Genomic DNA, 18579 nt, shown 5'->3' on the forward strand with positions numbered 1-18579 from the left:
GAAACGGAGCGGCTATAATTGGAGCAGACTTCTCCGGCATCGCCGCGCGATGCGGGGAGCGGCGGAGAGGCTGAAGCGTAAAAGAAACAGAAGGAGAACCCAAGATGCAGAAGTTTGAACTAGAGGGTCTGTTTGATTTTTTGAACAAAGGCGTCAGCGCCTTTCACTCTGCCGCCGCAGCAGCGGCCATTCTGGAGGCCAACGGCTATGAGGAGCGCCCCGAAAGCGCAGCCTGGGAGCTGGTGCCCGGCGGAAAATACTACACCACCCGCAACGGTTCGGCGGTGCTGGCCTGGCGGATGCCCAAAGGGGAGCTGACCGGCTGGCATGTCACGGCCAGCCACAGCGATTCCCCCACCTGGAAGATCAAGGAGCTGGACGGCGGCAAGGACGCCGTGTTTGCCCGCGCCGAGACCGAGGGCTACGGCGGCATGATCATGCCCACCTGGCTGGACCGTCCCCTGAGCGTGGCGGGCCGCATCCTTGTCCGGACGGAGAACGGCGTGAAGAGCATTCTCGTCCATCCGGACCGTGCGCTGGCCTGCATCCCGAACCTTTGCATCCACTTTGACCACGAGGTCAATAAGGGGAAGAACTATAACCCGCAGGTCGATCTGCAGCCCATCTTCGGTGCGGCGGGCACCACCCTGCGGCAGGTGCTGGCCGAGGAGGCCGGCGTCCGGGCCGAAGACATCCTCGACAGCGACCTCATGCTCTGCACCTGTGAGCAGGCCGTGCGCGTGGGCCTGAAGGGCGAGTATTTCATGTCCGGCCGCATCGACGACCTGGAGTGTGCCTACACCACTCTGTGGGGCTTTTTGCAGGGCCGCGGCGAAGAGGAAGGCCGTGGCGACATCTGGGTCATGTTCGACAACGAAGAGGTCGGTTCTTCCAGCCGTCAGGGCGCACAGGGCACCCTCATGGCCGATGTGCTGGCCCGCATCGAAGAAAAGCTGGGCGTCATCCGTGAGCAGAGCATCCGCGCCTGCACCAACAGCCTGCTGCTGAGCGCCGACAACGGCCACGCCACCCATCCCAACCACCCCGAAAAGAGCGACCCCGCCCATCCGGCCACGCTGGGCGGCGGCGTCCTGCTGAAATCCAACGCCCGCCAGACCTACACCACCAGCGGCCTGACCGGTGCGGCCTTCAGCGCCATCTGCCAGAAGGCCGGTGTGCCGGTGCAGTTCGCGTCCAACCGCGCCGATGTTCCCGGCGGCTCCACGCTGGGCAACCTGCTGGGCCACCAGATTTTGATCCCGATGGTGGACATCGGTCTGGCCCAGCTGGCAATGCACTCTTCCATGGAGACCGCCAGCTGCATCGACGCCGAGTACATGGCCAAGGCCGTGGCCGAATTCTATAACACCCCCATCTCTCAGCCGAAGGATGGCGAGTGGAAGCTGGGCCTGTGAGCCCGGTCGTCGGGCGGTTTGCACCCAGCCCCAGCGGGCGGCTGCATCTTGGCAATCTGGCCTGCAGCCTGCTGGCGTGGCTCAGCGCCAGACATGCGGGCGGGCGTATCGTGCTGCGCATTGAGGATCTGGATGCCGAGCGCTGCCCCCGGAAATACGCAGACCTGCTGGAAGAAGACCTGGCCTGGCTGGGCCTTGCGTGGGACGAGGGCGGCAGCACCGGCGGGCCGAACGGCCCCTATTACCAGAGTGAGTGCGCGGAGATCTACACCCGTGCGTATCAGATGCTCGAAGCGCAGGGGCTGGTCTACCCCTGCTTCTGCTCCCGCGCCCAGCTGCACGCGGCCAGCGCGCCCCATACCTCGGACGGCAACGTGGTCTATCCGGGCACCTGCCGGGATCTGACGCCTGCCCAGATCGCGGAAAAGAGCCGGGTCAAGGCACCGGCCTACCGGCTCAGAGTGCCCGATGAGGTCATCACCTTCCGGGATGGCTGCATGGGCCCCCACAGCGAGAACCTGCTGCGGGACTGCGGTGACTTCTACCTGCGCCGGGCGGATGGCGTGTTCGCCTATCAGTTGGCCGTGGTGGTGGACGATGCCCGCATGGGCGTTACCGAAGTGGTGCGCGGTGCAGACCTGCTTTCGTCCACGGCACGGCAGCTGTATTTGTACCGCCTGCTGGGCCTGCAGGCACCGGGGTTTGCCCACTGCCCGCTGCTGCTGGCCTCGGATGGGCGGCGGCTCTCCAAGCGCGATGGCGACCAGAGTCTGGAAAACCTGCGGGAAAAGTATACCGCGCAGGAGATCGTGGGCAAGCTTGCCTACGCCTACGGCCTGCAGCCGGAGCCTGCGCCCCGCACACCGGAAAGCCTCGTGGCAGACTTTTCATGGGAAAAAGTCCCCCGGCACGACATCTGCCTGCCGGAAGGATTGTTTTAAGCAGCAAAAAAAAGCACCTGCGCCACAGGTGCTTTTTTTGCTGTATGAAGCTCAGGGATTCTGCAAAATGCGGTACTCGCTCCGCTCCAGCGAGGAGGCGGCGCTGTCCACTGCCATGGCCAGCAGGATGCCCATGACCACATCGATGCAGCTGTGCTGCTTGAGCAGCATGGTGGAGCATACAATGGAGATGCACAGCACATCAGCGGCCGGGCGCATCCAGCGGAACCGGGGCTGCTCAAAGATGCGGCAGCGGTGATAGGCCAGCATCAGCGTGACCGAGTTGAACACATGGATGGACGGGCAGACATTGGTGGCAGTGTCGGTGGAGTAGAGCTGACGGACGATCCGGGCGAAGATGTCCGAACCGTAGACGCGGTAGGGGCGGAGGTCCAGCCCGTTGGGGAGGATGACATAGACCGCCAGCGCGATGGTCATGCCCGCGAAGAGCGGCAGGCAGAGCCGCCAGAAGTCCTCCCGGGGTGCCTTCCACAGAAGGAAGAACAGGGTGAACGGGATCCACGGAAACCATGCAAAATAGGGGATGACCGCATATTTGCAGAAGGGGATGAGGTCATCCAGATGGCAGTGGACCCAGACTTCCGGCACGGTGATGTTGACTTCGAGCCAGTGGAACACCGAGAGATAAAACACAAGATAGAACGCCATGAACCAGATGGGATGGCGGGAAAACCAGTTTCGCATGGAACACACTTCCTTTGTTTGGAGTTGGAGGGCAGAGCCTTCTTAAAGTTCTTAGCAGCGTCTCATTATACGCCGGTCATCGCGCAAAAACAAGCCCTAAACAGGACAACTTCTCTAAAATATCTGTGAAAAATTTGTGCGACATGGGAAATTTGGGGAGAGAGAACGGCTCCGGAACCGCCCTCTCTGAAAGGAATACGATCCAGAACCGGATTTTCCTGCAAAAGGGTACAAAAAAACCAGCCGCTTGCGCGGCTGGCCGGAAAAACAGATATTACCAGGGGATGGCAACGACTTCGGTCTCAGCGGGGTCGAACCCGATATCGCTGGCGTGGGAAATGAAGAAAGAGCTTTCCTTTCCGGATGGAATGGGAGTCGTAAGCAGGACAAAGTCAGAAGAAACGACTTTGCCGTTCTTTTTCAGAATGACCGATACACGGGTGCGGTTGCAGGTGTATTTGCTCAGATTGCGCACCGTGCCGGAAATGACTGTATAATTCAGCCCGGAAGTCGTGGAATGGCCCGTTACGACAGCATGAAGGTCGGAAGAACGGACAGCCTCCGCAGAAGGCTGGAAGCTGGAAGCGGTCGTGCTGGGCTGTGTGTAGGCCGCGCTGGCCGGAACACCCTTCTTGCATTTGTAGGTATAGGCAAAGCGGACCGTATCGCCCGGTGCGATGGTCTGAAGCATGAAATACGTGGTCTCCTGCACATTTCCGGCAGCATCCTTCAGGGTGAGGTCGACACGTGCACGGGAAACGCTGTATGCCGTATTGGGGTTGGTCGCCCGGAAAACACAACGCGCAACGTCCTCACCGGCTGCATCGTGATAGGCACTGAACGATTCCATCACAATGGACGGCTGCAATTTCGGGGCGGAGACTCCGCCGCTGTTTGAGTCATCGGGTTCGGTGCCGGAGTTGGTGCTGCCCGAAGAAGAGCCGTTGCTGCCTTCGCTGCCGCCCGGAACATCGGGCGTCGGGCCGCAGCCGGTCAGCAGGCAGCAGAACAGTGCCAGCGTGAGCAAAAGTGCGGTCAGAGAATGTTTCATCAGAGCGCCTCCTTTTCATCCAATCGTTTCCTGCTTTCTATTCTACACGTTTTCGGGCAGGAAAGCAATCCGGAAGCGCAGGCTCAGATGACTTTCTTTTCCAGCCAGCTCCCCTTAAAGAAGCGGATGGCAAAGAAGAGGGAGCGGAACAGCCAGTCCAGGAACATGCCGCCCCAGATGCTGAGCAGATTGCCCTGATGCAGGCCCAGGACCATCAGGTAGCAGAAGCCCACCCGGAAGGCCCACATGGAGAAGACGCTGACCGTCATCGTGAAGGTGGCGTCGCCGGCGGCGCGGAGAATGTTGGGCATGGTAAAGCTGGAAGGCCAGATGAACAGCGAAACGATGTTGAACCACACCATCACTTCCAGCGCCATGGCGTTGGACTCCGGGGAGAGGTTGAACCAGGACAGGGTGATGCGGTTCAGGAAGAAGAAGGCCGACAGGTTCATGATCCAGGCACCTGCATAGGCCACCAGAAGGAAGCGGCGGGCGTAGTGTTTGGCCTGATCTTTTTCGCCTGCGCCAAGGCACTGGCCGATGACGGTGAGCACTGCCATGCCGACCGCGTTGGCCGGAACATTCAGGAAGGTGGTGATGTTGCCCGCCACGGCGTTGGCCGCAATGGCGGCGGTGCCCAGAGTGGAGGTCAGGCTGGAAACGGACAGCTTGCCGATCTGGAACATGCCGTTTTCAATACCGGCAGGGATGCCCACCCGCAGGATGCGGCGGATGAGGGGCAGATCGGGCTTCAGGTCGGTCAGGTGCTCAATGCGGAGCAGGCAGCCGGGCTTTTCCAGCAGGTAGATGACCGCAAAGCAGGCGATCATCCGGGACACAAGGCTGGCCAGTGCGGCACCCATCACGCCCATTTTGAAGCCGTAGATCAGCACGGCGTTGCCGCCAATGTTCACCACATTCATTACAAGGCTGGACATCATGCTGATCTTGCTGTTGCCCTGCGCCCGGAACAGGGCCGCACCGGCGTTGTACAGGCCGATGAACGGGTAGCTCAGGGCCGAGAGCAGGAAGTAGGTCTCGGCATAGCGCATCACGTCCACGTCGATGGAGCCAAAGATGCCGCGCAGGATGCCGTGCCGCCCTACCGCTACCACGGCGGCGACCACGACGCTGAGCGAGATCATGATGAACAGGATCTGGGCGGCGGCGGCCTTGGCGTTCTTCGGTTCCCGGTGGCCGATGTACTGGCTGGTGACCACCGCGCCGCCGGTGGCAAGGGCGCTGAGCAGCTGGATCATCAGCACGTTGAACGAGTCCACAAGGCTCACGCCGGAAACAGCGGCTTCCCCCACCGAGGAGACCATCAGCGTGTCGGCCAGACCGATGGTCACGCTGAGCGCCTGCTCTGCGATCAGCGGCAGCAGCAGGGCAATGAGCTGTTTGCGGGTAAACAGCGGCTTGGTTGTTGTGGTTGTCATAGTTCCTCCTCTTGCTCCGGAATGTCATAGAACTAAGCATAACGCGGAATCGCAGGAAAATCAAGATGTTGTATCCAAGAACCTCGCAAAATTTTAAGAAACAAAGTGCCGTCGGTTCCCTTTACCCCTGCGGTGGGATGTGATAGAATGAAACCGGACTTCTGTGTGCAGCACAGAAGAAGGTAAATGAATGAACGATTCCATAGAGAGAGGAAAGATTATGCCAAAAGCAGCCCATAAGGTGGTCGTGATCGGCCACCGCAACCCGGATACCGATTCCATCTGCTCGGCCATTGCCTATGCAGAGTTGAAAAACAAGACCAGTGATCTGGTCTGTGAGCCCCGCCGTGCAGGCAAGATGAACCAGGAGACCGAGTTCGTGCTCAAAAAGTTCGGGGTAAAGCCCCCGCGTATGTGCACGGACGTGAACCCCAAGATCCGCGATGTGGACTACCGCGAGATGCCCGGCATCCCCGGCTCCACCAGCCTGCGCAAGGCGTGGGAGATCATGCGTGACAAGCAGATCGACACCCTGCCCGTGACCAATGCGGACAACGAGCTGGAGGGTGTCATCACCGTGAAGGATATCGCCACAGCCAACATGGACGTGTTCGACACCGGCATCCTGGCCAAGAGCCAGACCACCTACCGCAATATTCTGGAAACGCTGGGCGGCACCATGGTGGTGGGCCGCGAGGACGACGTGTGCACCACCGGCCACATCCGCATCGGCACCGCCACGCCCGAAATGCTGGAAAATACCGTGGAAAAAGGCGACATCGTCATCCTGACCAACCGCTACGAAAGCCAGCTGTGCGCCATCGAGAAGGAAGCGTCTCTGCTCATCCTGTGCAACAACGCCAAGGTGGGCCGCACCATCCAGCGCATTGCCGAGGAGACCGGCGTTGCCATCATGACCACCCCGGTGGATACCTATGCTGCCGGTAAGCTCATCAGCCAGTGCGCTCCCATCTCCTACTATATGACCCGCAGCGACATCATGAAGTTCACCCTCGTCACCCCGGTGGCAGACGTCACCCGTGTGATGGCCAAGGTGCGCCACCGCTATTTCCCCATCCTCGACGAGGACGGCAAATACTGCGGTATGGTCAGCCGCCGCAACATCATCAATCTGCAAAAACGCCGCATCATCCTGGTGGACCACAACGAGGCCACCCAGGCCGTGGAGGGCTTCGATCAGGCCGAAATTCTGGAGATCATCGATCACCACCGCATCGGCAGTCTGGAGACCAGCGGCCCGGTGTACTTCCGCAACCAGCCGGTGGGCTGCACGGCCACCATCATCACCCAGATGTACGACGAGAACGGTATGGAGATCCCGCCGCAGATCGCAGGCCTTCTGCTGGCGGCCATCCTTTCGGATACGCTGGTGTTCCGCAGCCCCACCTGCACCCCGCTGGATGAGGCCCTTGCAAAGCGTCTGGCAAAAATTGCCGGTGTGGACATTGACGAGTTTGCCAGCGAGATGTTTGAAGCAGGCGAAAAGCTGGACGGCAAGACCGCCGAGGAGGTGTTCCTGCAGGACTTCAAGGTGTTCATGTGCGGCGATATCCGCTTTGGCGTGGCACAGGGCAGCTACATGACCCGCAAGAACCTGCTTGCCGCCGAAAATCTGCTGCGCCCCTATCTGGAAGAAGCCCGCAACAAGCAGAACGTGGAGGATATCTACATGCTGCTCACCGACGTGCCCAAGGAGGAGAGCGTGGTCATCAGCGATGGCCGCTATGCTTCCGAGGTGCTCTCGGACGGCTTTGAGACCCAGCCTGCCGAGGACGGCAGCTTTACCCTGCCCGGTGTGGTGAGCCGCAAAAAGCAGTTCATCCCGGCGCTGATGACCGCCTATCAGGAGCTGTAAAACCCCGAACAAACACGAAGCCCCCCGGAAGCCTGCATTCCGGGGGGCATTGTGTTGAGTGGGAGTTCAGCCTGCGATGCCTTTTTCATTTCTTTATAAGAAGCATAACACAAAATCGTGGTGAAATTGTGTAAATTCGGGATGAATTTTCACAGCCTGCGGCGGCTCGTGTGCAGATCGTTCCGGAAGATGCGCTCGGCCACCGGTTGAGAGGGCCTGTTTTTTGTGGTACAATAGAGGCGGAAATTTGCGAAAGAAAGGATCTTTTGATGCAGCTGTTTGAACTGGTGTCCCCGCGGCTGTTCCGCCCGCTGGCGGGGCCGAACCGGGCTTTTTATGCGGAATTGCTGCTTCTGCTCTGGGAGGAGTGCCGCCACACGGCGGATTACAGCATTTCCCGTGCGGAGGCCGTCTGGCGTGCCGAGGATTACTTTGCCGCACTGGCAAAGCCCCTTGCGCTGGATGCCGACGGTGCGGGCGATGAAGAAGAGCAGCCCACCCGCGACCCTCACACGCTGGCCGTGGGCTTTCTGCTGCGGCTGCGCCGCACCGGCTGGCTGGAAGAGCAGCCCGGCAGCTACGAGGGAGAAGCGTCCCTTGCCTTTGTGCCGGAGGTAACGCCGCTGCTGGAAGCGCTGGAAGAGATCCTGAACCCCCGCGTAGTTACCTATACCGGAAAGCTGTACAAGGCATGGCAGCTGCTGGGCAGCATCGGGCAGGAAAAAAGCCCCTATGAGAACGTTCTGCGGGAGGTGGACGCAGACCTTGACGCGCTGAACCGCTCCCTCCGGGCGCTCAATGCCTCCATCGGCCACTATATCGACCGGCTCACCCGCAACCGCACCCCGCAGGAGGTGCTGGAACTGTTCGACCAGTACGAGGAAAAGGTGGTGGCGGCGGCCTACCACCGCTTCAAGACCAGCGACAACCTGTTCAACTACCGCGCCTATCTGGAAGAGGAGCTGGACGACTGCGAGGAGAACTACCTGCCGCAGCTGGCCTTTGATTATGCCCGGGTGGAGCGCTGCGCGCCGAACGAGGCCGCCCCGGCGGTGCGGGCCCTCATCCAGAAGCAGCGGGACGCGCTGGAAGAGATGAGCCTGCTCATGCGCGAGATCGATGCAAGCCACATCCGCTACCGCAAGCGGGCTGTGCAGCGGGCACAGTTCCTGCTGCTGAGCGACCGTTCTTCGCAGGGCAGCGTCACCGCCCTGCTGCGCCGCTACGCCGAGGACATCCGCACTCCGGAGCAGCTGTTTGAGCCGGACGACGGCCCGGTGGCAAAGCATCTGCACCTTTACCCGGTGCAGGTCTTCGGCGAAAAGCCGCTCTACCCGCCCGCCGCGCCCCGCAGCGAGGTGCCGCTCAGGCCGGTGGAGACCGGAACGCTGGACCCGGAACAGCTGCAAAAGGAGCAGCAGCTCCTGTTGGAGTACGCCCGGATGGCCGTTACCGAGGAGAATGTGGCCCTGCTGGCCCGGCAGGCCCTTGCCGCCCGCCCGCAGGTGAACGCGGCACTGCTGGCAGACGAATACCCGAACGATTTTGCCCGCATCATCGGCCTGCACACCTACTCGCAGTCGCCGCACCGGGATTATGACATCGAACGGACCGGGAAGTGGGTCGAGCGGGGCGGCTTCCGGTTCGAAGAATTTATCCTGATGCCCCGCAAGGAGGAACCCCATGGCCGAAACGAATAAACTGCTGGAAGAAACCGCGAACTACCTGCTGAACCACTGCTTCGTGCTGGGCGGCGTGGAGGATCAGCGGGCAAAATATCTTTATGTGCAGGACCATCTGGACGAGGTCCGCGCTGTGTTCGCCCCGCTGGGCTATTCTGTATTGCTGTACCCGGCACCCCTGCAGGCGGCGGCTTTGGTCAACGGCCACGAGGGCAGTCAGGCCCGGCTGCTGAAATACGAGAGCATCCTGCTTTTGGTATTGCGGCTTTTGTACCTGCAAAAGCGCGAGAGCCTTGCGGCCAATGCCGACGAGGTGCTGGTGACGGTGGAAGAGGTGCAGACCGAACTGCAGAAGATGAATCTGCCCCGCCGTCTGGACCAGAAAACGCTGGAAAACCTCATGCGCACCCTGCGCCGGTACAATCTGGCGCGGCCTGTGGGGCGGCTTTCCGGGCTGGACAGCCGCATTGAAGTATTTCCCACCGTGCTGCTGGCTCTGCCGGATGCCGACCTTGCGGATGCAGCGGCAGAATCTGCCCGCACCCGCACAGAGCTTGGCCTTTATGAACGACCGGAAGAAGCAGGGGAGGGTGAAGAATGATCAAACTCAAACGGCTGAAGCTTATCAACTGGCACAACTTTGAAAACGTCACCTTCGACTGCGCACGGCTCACCTATATGATCGGCGTGAACGCCGTGGGCAAGACCACCATTCTGGACGCCATCCGCTACTGCCTGACCACCAACCGCAATTTCAATGCGCTGGGCAATAAAAAGAGCGGCCGCACCCTGCAGGGTTCGGTGCACGCAAAGCAGCGCGGCGAGAACGCCTACCGCCGCCCGGGCCATACCGTGGCCTACATCGGGGCGGAGTTCTGGGACAGCGTCAAGCGCACCCCCTTCGTCATCGCGGTGCGGGTGGAGTCCGAAGGCCCCATGCAGGAGCTGCACCCCGGCGATCAGACATGGTATCTTTCGGAGGACGGCTGCACGCTGGAACAGCTGCCCTTCATCGACCCCAAGACCGGTGCACCCAGCGCAAAGGAGGACTTCAAGCCCGCAACGGGCCGTCTCTCCTACACCCGCAGCCCCAGCGAAGCGCGGGACCGCATCTGCCGTGCGCTGGGCATCGGGCGCGCCTCCAGCCCCTTGGGCAAAAAGTTCAACGAGGTGTTCCAGATGGGCACCAGCATGGACGAGATCCCCAACTTCCGGGAGTTTTTGTACCAGTACATCCTGCCCCAGCCGGAGCTGGATCTGGACGCTTTGCAGGGCGACCGGCTGGAACTGGAAAATCTGCACGCCGTGCTGGCCGAAGCACAGACCCGCGCCAACGCGCTGGAAGAGATCGTGGAATACGGCCGGGAAGCCGCATCCAGAGAGACGGACGCCCTGGTCAACCGGGGCGCGGCGCTGCTGGCCCGCGCCGAGGCCGACGCCGGAGAAGACGCCGTCTGGCAGGGGCATCTCGACGCCGGACGCCGCCAGCTGGCCGAGCGGAACGCCGCCTATGAAGCGGCCAAGAACGCCGAGGCCGAAGCCCGCCGGGCCTATCTGGCCGCCCATGGAGCAGCTTCGGCCAGCGGCGAGGGCCGTGCGCTGGACGCCATGACCGAGGAACTGGCCCGCAGGAAGACCGCACTGGATGCCGCCGCCCGGAAGATGGCGGCGCTGGAACAGACGGCGGATGCCGTCACGAACCTGCTGACGGTGCTGGCCCGCAGCGGCTTCGGGGTCGAAAAAGCGCTCTGGCCGGTCGCTCTGACCGCGGAACAGCTGCCCGCGCTGACCGAAGCGCTGGACCGGCTCGAAAAGCCGCTGGAAGAGCAGTATTTTGCCGCGCGGCAGAACGCCGCCGACCTGGCCCGCGCGCAGGAAGAAAAGCGCGCTGAGCTGGACGCGGTTTCGGGCGGCAAGTGGGTCTACCCCCACGGCGATGCCGCCACCCGGGTGCGGGATGCCGTGAATGCGGAACTCAAGAGCCGGGGCATGCAGCCGGATGCGAAAATTTTCTGTGAACTGTTGAACGTGGAGGACGAAAGCTGGCAGGACTGCGTGGAAGCCTGCCTTGGCGACCGCCGCTTTGACATCCTTGTGCCGCCCGCCCACTACGAAGCCGCCAAGAGCGCCTTTGTGGCTCTGAAGGACAAGGTAGGCCCCATCAGCCTGCTGGACACCCCGGGCATCCGCAAGGCCAACCGCCGCGCCGACAAGTACGGCCCGGACAGCCTTGCCGCGCAGGTGAGCAGCGAAAACCCGCTGGCTGCACAGTATGCCCAGACCATTCTGGGCCGCATCGTCTGCTGCGACACCCCCGATACGCTGGAACAGCATCCCGACAGCGCCACCCGCGACCTTCTGCGCCACCATCCCTTCCGGCTGGAACGGCTGCGCACTCCCCAGCGGTATATCGGTCTGGACGCACGCCGCGCCCGCGCCGGTACGCTGGAAGAGGAGCTGACGGCCCTCGGTGAACGCCGCCGCGAGGCCGTGCAGGCCGAACGGTCGCTGAAAACGGCCTACGACCAGTACCAGAACATCCTGCGCGGCCGCGCACTGGAAACGCTGGCCGGCCTGTGGGAAGGCCGGGACGCCCTTGCTGCCGCCAAGGCCGACTATGCGGCACAGGCCCAGAAGCTGGCCGACTGCCGCGAGAACCCGCTGCTGCAGGAGCTGTATCGGGAAGAGGAGACCCGCGAAGCTGCCTGGGAAGCGGCCCGCAAGGCGGTGGAGCAGGCGGGCGGCGACATCCGCGTGTGCCAAAAGCAGATCGCCTCCTGCGAAGCAGAGCAGGGCCGGGCCGTGGCCGCAGCGCAGCAGAGCGCCGGGGCGGCCCAAACCTTCTTTGAAAAATACCCGCTGCTGGAGCCGCTGGCGCAGGAGCGCAAAAAGGGCCTCATGACCGGGGGCCGCACAGCCCGCGCCGCTGCCCAGACGGCCGAAAAAGCGCAGACCAAGCTGGACGACACCCTGCAAAGCTACCTCACCGCCACGCTGGAACCGGCCCAGAAAGCCTACAACGAGCACTATGTGTGCGATTATCCGCTGGGCCTTGCAGGGCTGGACCAGTACCGCGCCCAGCACGAGAGCCTTGTGCGCATCGATCTGGAACGCTACGCCGCCCGTCTGGAGCAGGCCCAGCGGGACTGCAAGGACCGCTTCCGCAAAGATATCCTGTTCCGCATGAAGGACGATATCTTCAACGCCCGGCGGCAGTTCCGGGAGCTGAACAAGGTGATGGAACAGCTGACCTACGGCGAGGAGGTCTACCGCTTTGAGCTGGAGCCCAGCCGCGACCCGCAGCTGGCGGCCTTCTATCAGGTCATCGTGGACAAGGGCAACCAGCAGATGACCGAGGGCGACTCGCTGGACAACCTTGCCGCCACCGCCGACCCTGCTTATGAGCGTCAGGTGGACGAGCTGATGGAAAAAATCATGGCGGATGTGGACGAGAACACCCGCGCCCGGCAGGAGGGCCGCACCGGCGGCGTGACTCTCTCGGACTATGTGGACTACCGCACCTATCTGGACTATGACATCAAAGTGACGAACCGCGTCACCGGCCAGCAGGCATACCTGTCCCGCGTCAGCCGCGACTCCTCCGGCGGCGAGAATCAGGCCCCCTTCTATGTGGCCATCTGCGCGTCTCTGCTGCAAATTTATGAGAAGAGCGAGAACAGCATCCGTCTTGTGCTGCTGGACGAAGCCTTCAGCAAGATGACCAGCGACCGCATCCGCCCCATGATGGAGCTGTTCCGCCGCCTGCAGCTGCAGGTGCTGCTCATCTCCACCGTGGAAAAGAGTACCGCCATCCAGCCCTACTGCGACATCACCTACTCCATCGTCCGCCACGGCGACACCAACGCAATAGCGCCGTTTTACCGGCTGACGGCCCCGCAGCCCGCGCCGGAGAAGGAGACTGAACCATGAGCGATACCCTTGCAAAATTCTGGCTGTTTGCCACCCACTGGACCAAGCTCGACACCTTTGACAACGAGGACGAGCTGAACGACGAACTGGAGCTGCTCCAGCGCCAGAGCCTGCCCACCAAGGTCCGCACGATGAAAAACAAAGAGGGCAAGGAAGAACTCGTCCTCTACGTCAAGCAGGCCGACCGCGATTATGCCCGCTACTGCACCGGCTGGCGCCCCGGCGGGATGATGTGAAAAAGGAGATCTCATGCCAAAGCACCCCATCCAATTGTCCGATCACTTTACCTGTTCCCGGCTGATCCGGTTCGTACTGCCCTGCATCGGTACCATGTTGTTCACCTCCATCTACGGCATCGTGGACGGCCTGTGTGTCTCCAACTTTGTGGGCAAGACGGCCTTTGCGGCGGTCAACCTCATCATGCCGCTGCCTATGCTGCTGGGCACCATCGGCTTTATGCTGGGCACCGGCGGCAGCGCCATCGTGGGCATCACGCTGGGCGAGGGCGATGGAAAAAAGGCGGACGAACTTTTCAGCCTCTTCCTCAGTTCGGCCCTTGCGGCGGGCATTGTGTTCAGCGCCGTTGGTCTGGTCATCATTGAGCCGGTGGCGGAGCTGCTGGGCGCAAAGGGAGAGATGCTGGACTATGCGCTGCGGTATGGCCGCATCCTGCTGGTCAGCCTGCCGACCTTTATCTTGCAAAATATGTTCCAGAGCTTTTTCGTCACCGCCGAAAAGCCGCACCTCGGCTTCTGGTTCACCGTGGGCGCGGGCTGCACCAACATGGTGCTGGACGTTGTGCTGGTGGGGGTGCTCCGCTGGGGCGTCGAGGGTGCCGCGGTCGCGACCTTCCTCAGCCAGATCGTCGGCGGCCTGCTGCCGGTGTTCTATTTCCTGGACCGGAACAACACCAGCCGCCTGCATCTGAGCCGGACGAAGTTCCATGGCCGCGTTCTGCGGGATGCCTGCATCAACGGCTCTTCCGAGCTGATGACCAACCTTTCCATGTCGCTGGTCAATATCCTGTACAACTACCAGCTGCTGCGTCTGGCCGGTGAGAACGGCGTGGCCGCCTACGGTGTCATCATGTACGCGGCCTTCCTGTTCGTGGCGGTGTTCGTGGGCTATGCCGTGGGCAGTGCACCCATCGTCAGTTTCCACTACGGTGCCCGCAATCACCGGGAGGTCCACAACCTTTATTCCATGAGCTTCCGCCTCATCGGCGTGGTGGCCGTCGTCATGACCATTGGTTCGATGTTCCTCATCCCGCATGTGGCGCGCATTTTCGTGGGCTACGACGCGGAGCTGCTGGCCCTGACCAGCCGGGCCTTCCGGCTGTATGCGCTGAGCTTCCTCATCATGGGCTTCAACGTGTATGCATCCTCCTTCTTCACGGCGCTGGGCGACGGCGTGACCAGCGCACTGATCTCTTTTTTGCGCACGCTGGCGTTTCAGGTGGCGGCGGTCTTCGCACTGCCGGCGCTCATGGGGATGGATGGCATCTGGCTGGCCGTCACCGCCGCCGAGCTTGCCGCGCTGGGGGTGAGCGTGTATATGTTCGTGACCAAAGATCAGAAATTCCAGTACCGTCATGTGTGACGCGCTAGGACAACGAAAGCCGCCGGGGCCACCGGCGGCTTTCGTTGTCATTCAAATGTATACTCGACGAACTCGCAGTTCCGGATGCCGAAGGCGGCATACTCCTCGTTGGTCATATCGTAGAAATAGGACTGCACCACCCGGGCGATGCCGTTATGGGCTACCAGAAGATAGGTCTTGCCGGTGTCGGCCTTCAGCTCGTCCAGCAGGTTATAGATGCGCTGGGCCAGCTGCATCATGCTCTCGCCGCCGTCGTAGCGGTCGGCGAAGTGGGTCTTGGAAACGCGGAACTCGCCGCCGTTGCGGGGCGTGCCCTCGTATTTGCCAAAGCACTGCTCCCGCAGGCGCGGCTCACACCGGGCGGGCAGGCCGGTGGCCTCGGCAATGGCCATGGCGGTGTCGGCGGCGCGGGACAGGGGAGAGTACAGGATCTCATCGATGTGCACCCCGCTGTCCCGGACATGGGCCCCCAGCGCAGCGGCCTGCGCCCGGCCGCGGGCGGTCAGCGGGCTGTCGGTCATGCCGCAGATCTTGTTTTCAACGTTCCAGACGGTCTCTCCGTGGCGGGTGAAATATAAGTTGTGCATAGAGGCTCCTTCAGAGTTTGATGAGGGTATGGTGGTCGAGCCGGACGGTGTCGCCCTCGTCGATGCCAAGGCGGGTGAGCTCAGCGTCCGGGTAGGCGATGACCCGGCGTTCACCGGTCTCGTCCTCCAATAAGACATCGCAGCAGACGGGCTGCCCTTCCGGCAGCTCCTCGCAGCCATACATCTGCTCTTCAATGCGCAGAACGCGGTATGTCATACGATCTTCCTCGAAAAATACAGTGTTCTCGTTTTACAGATGATTCTCCCGGCAGGGGAGAACGTGGCATTCTTATTATAAAGCCCCGATGCGCTGCCGTCAACTTGACAGCCCGGCGCCGGGGCTGATACAATAGGACAAAATGGTTCCACACGACGCCAAAAGGAGAGAAGAGCTTGAACATTACAGAATTGCGCTATCTGGTCGCCATCATGCAGTGGGGCTCCGTGAGCGCGGCGGCAAAGCAGCTGTATGCGGCCCAGCCCAATGTGAGCAAGGCGCTCAAGAACCTGGAAGAGGAATATGGCATCCGCATCTTTGAGCGCTCGTCCACCGGCATGATCCCCACCGAACAGGGACGGCATTTTATCCGGCAGGCAGAGCGGGTGCTGGACGAGGTGGACCGCCTGAGCCGGAGCGTTGAGGAAGAGCAGGAGCGCTGCGCGGAGCTGCGGGTGGTGCTGCCCCACGCTACCTACGCTTCCTACGCGACGGTGGATTATCTGGAACAGGCGGTGCATCTGGAGCGGGTGCACATCCACATCCGGGAGGGCGGCTCGATGGAGGCGCTGGATTTCGTGCTGCGGCGGGGCTATCATCTGGCCCTGCTGCGCTACGCGGAGGAGGACGATGAGCACTACACCCACTACTGCGCCCGGCGGGGGCTGAAGATGGAGCCGGTGATGGAGTTTGAATACCGGCTGCTGACCAACCGCGAAGGCCCGCTGGCCCGGCACGAGGTGCGCGACCTGACCGAACTGAACCAGTATATGGAGATCCTGCACGACGACTTTCAGCTGCCCGGCGAGGAGGGCGGCGACGGTGTGCGCTGGCATGTGAACCAAGCCCGGCGCATCCATGTGTATGAGCGGTGCAGCCAGTTTTCGATCTTGCAGCGGCTCCCGTCCGCGTATATGTGGGCGTCGCCCATGCCCCGGCGGGCGCTGGAGCAGTATCATCTGGTGCTCAGGAAATGCCCGGCCCAGCGCCAGCGCATGAAGGATGTTCTGGTCTATCCGGACAAGGGAGGCCTGCGGGCAGAGGAGCAGGCATTTGTCGATCTGCTCCACAAACAGGCGGCCCAGACTGTGAAATGAGCAGCCGCCGGCAAAGAAGCGGCTAAAGTTTTGGTTCCGGAATCGACAAAAATAGAGAAATGTGGCAAAGAAACGAAACCGAAAATTCGGTTTCGTTTCTTTTTTGCTGGTTTTTCGACAAAAAACAGACCGGACAATGGTAAAAATCCTTAGCGGGTATATCGGATGCGATATACCCCTATGCTGGAAAAATATTGTGCAGATGATGAAAAATATGTTACCATGAGGCCAGAGATCGGGAGCTGCCCGGCGGCGGAATGGGGCCGCGGACAGCACCGAAAAAAGGAGGTTTCTGGTATGATCAGTTTCTTACTCTGTCTGGCGATCCTGATCGTGGGCTACTTTGTCTATGGTAAGATCGTGGACAACACCTTCGGCCCGGACGACCGCGAAACGCCTGCTGTGCGCATCAATGACGGTGTGGACTACGTTGTGATGCCCCAGTGGAAGCTGTTCCTCGTTCAGCTGCTGAACATCGCCGGCCTTGGCCCCATCTTTGGTGCCATGCAGGGCGCATTGTGGGGGCCTGTGGTGTTCCTGTGGATCACCTTCGGCACCATCTTTGCAGGCGGCGTGCACGACTACTTCTCCGGCATGATGAGCGAGCGCAACGACGGCGCTTCCATCGCCGAGATCACCGGCAAGTACTTAGGCCCTGTGATGCAGAACGTCATGCGCGTGTTCTCGGTGGTGCTGCTCATCATGGTGGGTACTGTGTTCGCGGTGGGTCCCGCAGGCCTGATCGTGGAGCTGTGCAGTCAGAGCGGCGCTTCCGGCGTGCTCACCTCGCTGCTGTTCTGGCTCATCATTATTCTGGTGTACTACTTTATTGCAACCTTTATCTCCATTGATGCCGTCATTGGCAAGATCTACCCCATCTTTGGCATCTGCCTGATCATCATGGCCATCGGTGTCATCTTCGGCATCTTCACCAATCCCGCCTACACCATCCCGGAGATCTGGGATCACTTTGGCAGCATGCATCCGTCGGGCACTCCCATCTGGAGCTTCATGTTCATCACGGTGGCCTGCGGTGCGATCTCCGGCTTCCACTCCACCCAGTCGCCTCTGATGGCACGCTGCATGAAGAGTGAGAAGCAGGGCCACTTCGTGTTCTACGGCGCAATGGTCTGCGAGGGCGTCATCGCTCTGATCTGGGCCGCTGCTGGCTGTAGCCTGTACGAGGTGACCGGCGGCCTGAACACCGGTCTGGCCGAAGCACTGGCCATGGGCCAGTCCAAGGCTATTTATGATGTCTGCTCCAAGACCATGGGCGGCGTTGGCATTGCTCTGGCAATGATCGGCGTTGTCATCTGCCCCATCACCTCCGGCGATACCGCGTTCCGTTCCGCTCGTCTGACTCTGGCCGACTGGTTCAAGATCGATCAGGACAGCTACGCAAACCGCCTGAAGCTCTGTGTTCCTGTGCTGGGCGTTGGTGCTTTCCTGGGCATCGGCAACGCACTGGGCTTCATCAACTACACCGTGATCTGGCGCTACTTCAGCTGGACCAACCAGACGCTGGCTATGATCGTTCTGTGGGCCGCTTCCATGTACCTCTTCAAGGAAAAGAAGAACTACTGGATCACCGCTGTGCCTGCAACGTTCATGAGTGCTGTGTCCTGCACCTACTTCGTGCTGGCTCCGGAGTGCCTGGGCGGCCTGCTGAACAGCAAGACCGCGGAGGGTGCCACCATCTACAATACGGCGGTCGCATACCCTGTTGGTATCCTCTTCGCCGCTGCAATGCTGGCCCTGTTTATCCACGCCACCAAAAAGGCTGGCGTCAGGAAAGCTGCATGATCCGATGCGATCCTGAGTTCCTCTTCTAATATTTGCCCATTCACAGAAGACCGGCCGCCGGGAAATTCCCGGACGGCCGGTCTTCGTTTGCAACGGGAGAAACTCGGCTGAATAACACGAAAAAAGCACTGAAAATCGCGCAAAAATTGCAGGCGTGGTCAAACTGCACAAAAAACAGGCGGAAAGTTTGGAAGCTGCAACTTTCGTCGGTCAAAATCGCACAGAGAACGTTTTCGG

General features: G+C 61.1%; 15 protein-coding genes. 10 read left to right on the forward strand and 5 right to left on the reverse strand.

Features of this window, described 5'->3' with window-relative positions; translation table 11 throughout:
• Positions 1-104: 104 nt before the first annotated feature.
• A complete protein-coding gene (locus tag ACNQFG_RS03540) occupies positions 105-1415 on the forward strand; it encodes a M18 family aminopeptidase (RefSeq protein WP_423406023.1) in 1311 nt (436 codons plus the stop codon).
• On the forward strand, positions 1412-2356 hold the full coding sequence (gene gluQRS / locus ACNQFG_RS03545) for a tRNA glutamyl-Q(34) synthetase GluQRS (RefSeq protein WP_423406024.1): 945 nt from the start codon (positions 1412-1414) through the stop codon (positions 2354-2356). The genes ACNQFG_RS03540 and gluQRS overlap by 4 nt, the downstream gene beginning before the upstream one ends.
• Positions 2357-2407: 51 nt before the next feature.
• Here gluQRS and ACNQFG_RS03550 read toward each other — a convergent pair whose 3' ends face one another.
• The 3 genes from ACNQFG_RS03550 to ACNQFG_RS03560 all read right to left on the reverse strand — a co-directional run bounded on the left by ACNQFG_RS03550 (position 2408) and on the right by ACNQFG_RS03560 (position 5551).
• Positions 2408-3061: a hypothetical protein gene (locus tag ACNQFG_RS03550; protein ID WP_423406025.1), complete on the reverse strand. Its 654-nt coding sequence runs from the start codon at positions 3059-3061 to the stop codon at positions 2408-2410.
• Between the two features lie 274 nt (positions 3062-3335).
• The gene (locus tag ACNQFG_RS03555; protein WP_423406026.1) at positions 3336-4112 is read right to left on the reverse strand and encodes a hypothetical protein; all 777 of its coding nucleotides are present in this window, start codon (positions 4110-4112) and stop codon (positions 3336-3338) included.
• 83 nt (positions 4113-4195) lie between these two features.
• Positions 4196-5551 carry an MATE family efflux transporter gene (locus ACNQFG_RS03560; RefSeq protein ID WP_423406027.1) on the reverse strand — a complete coding sequence of 452 codons (1356 nt, stop codon included), beginning with the start codon at positions 5549-5551 and terminating at the stop codon, positions 4196-4198.
• Between the two features lie 220 nt (positions 5552-5771).
• Between ACNQFG_RS03560 and ACNQFG_RS03565 the strand changes: the two genes are divergently transcribed.
• The 6 genes from ACNQFG_RS03565 (at position 5772) to ACNQFG_RS03590 (ending at position 14638) form a co-directional block, all read left to right on the forward strand.
• A complete protein-coding gene (locus tag ACNQFG_RS03565; RefSeq protein ID WP_423406028.1) occupies positions 5772-7427 on the forward strand; it encodes a putative manganese-dependent inorganic diphosphatase in 1656 nt (551 codons plus the stop codon).
• A 269-nt stretch (positions 7428-7696) separates the two neighbouring features.
• Positions 7697-9127 (forward strand): Wadjet anti-phage system protein JetA family protein, encoded by a 1431-nt coding sequence (locus ACNQFG_RS03570; protein WP_423406029.1) that lies wholly within the window; start codon positions 7697-7699, stop codon positions 9125-9127.
• Positions 9111-9710 carry a DUF4194 domain-containing protein gene (locus tag ACNQFG_RS03575; protein WP_423406030.1) on the forward strand — a complete coding sequence of 200 codons (600 nt, stop codon included), beginning with the start codon at positions 9111-9113 and terminating at the stop codon, positions 9708-9710. Before ACNQFG_RS03570 ends, ACNQFG_RS03575 begins: the two co-directional genes overlap by 17 nt.
• Positions 9707-13039: an ATP-binding protein gene (locus ACNQFG_RS03580; RefSeq protein ID WP_423406031.1), complete on the forward strand. Its 3333-nt coding sequence runs from the start codon at positions 9707-9709 to the stop codon at positions 13037-13039. Before ACNQFG_RS03575 ends, ACNQFG_RS03580 begins: the two co-directional genes overlap by 4 nt.
• A complete protein-coding gene (locus tag ACNQFG_RS03585; RefSeq protein WP_097791306.1) occupies positions 13036-13275 on the forward strand; it encodes a hypothetical protein in 240 nt (79 codons plus the stop codon). Before ACNQFG_RS03580 ends, ACNQFG_RS03585 begins: the two co-directional genes overlap by 4 nt.
• A 13-nt stretch (positions 13276-13288) precedes the next feature.
• Positions 13289-14638 (forward strand): MATE family efflux transporter, encoded by a 1350-nt coding sequence (locus tag ACNQFG_RS03590; protein WP_423406032.1) that lies wholly within the window; start codon positions 13289-13291, stop codon positions 14636-14638.
• A gap of 47 nt (positions 14639-14685) precedes the next feature.
• On the opposite strand, the gene ACNQFG_RS03595 is transcribed toward ACNQFG_RS03590, so the two are convergent.
• Positions 14686-15225, reverse strand: coding sequence for a histidine phosphatase family protein (locus ACNQFG_RS03595; protein ID WP_423406033.1), 540 nt, complete (start codon positions 15223-15225; stop codon positions 14686-14688).
• 10 nt (positions 15226-15235) lie between these two features.
• On the reverse strand, positions 15236-15442 hold the full coding sequence (locus ACNQFG_RS03600; protein ID WP_423406034.1) for a hypothetical protein: 207 nt from the start codon (positions 15440-15442) through the stop codon (positions 15236-15238).
• A 176-nt stretch (positions 15443-15618) separates the two neighbouring features.
• On the opposite strand from ACNQFG_RS03600, the gene ACNQFG_RS03605 reads away from it, so the two are divergent.
• Entirely contained in the window at positions 15619-16539 is a 921-nt protein-coding gene (locus tag ACNQFG_RS03605) for a LysR family transcriptional regulator (protein ID WP_423406035.1), read from the forward strand.
• A 297-nt stretch (positions 16540-16836) separates the two neighbouring features.
• Complete coding sequence (locus tag ACNQFG_RS03610) at positions 16837-18342, forward strand: carbon starvation protein A (RefSeq protein WP_423406036.1); 1506 nt, start codon at positions 16837-16839, stop codon at positions 18340-18342.
• Positions 18343-18579: the final 237 nt, after the last annotated feature.

This window comes from Faecalibacterium prausnitzii, assembly GCF_049532945.1.
GTDB classification, from domain to species: Bacteria; Bacillota; Clostridia; order Oscillospirales; family Ruminococcaceae; genus Faecalibacterium; species Faecalibacterium prausnitzii_N.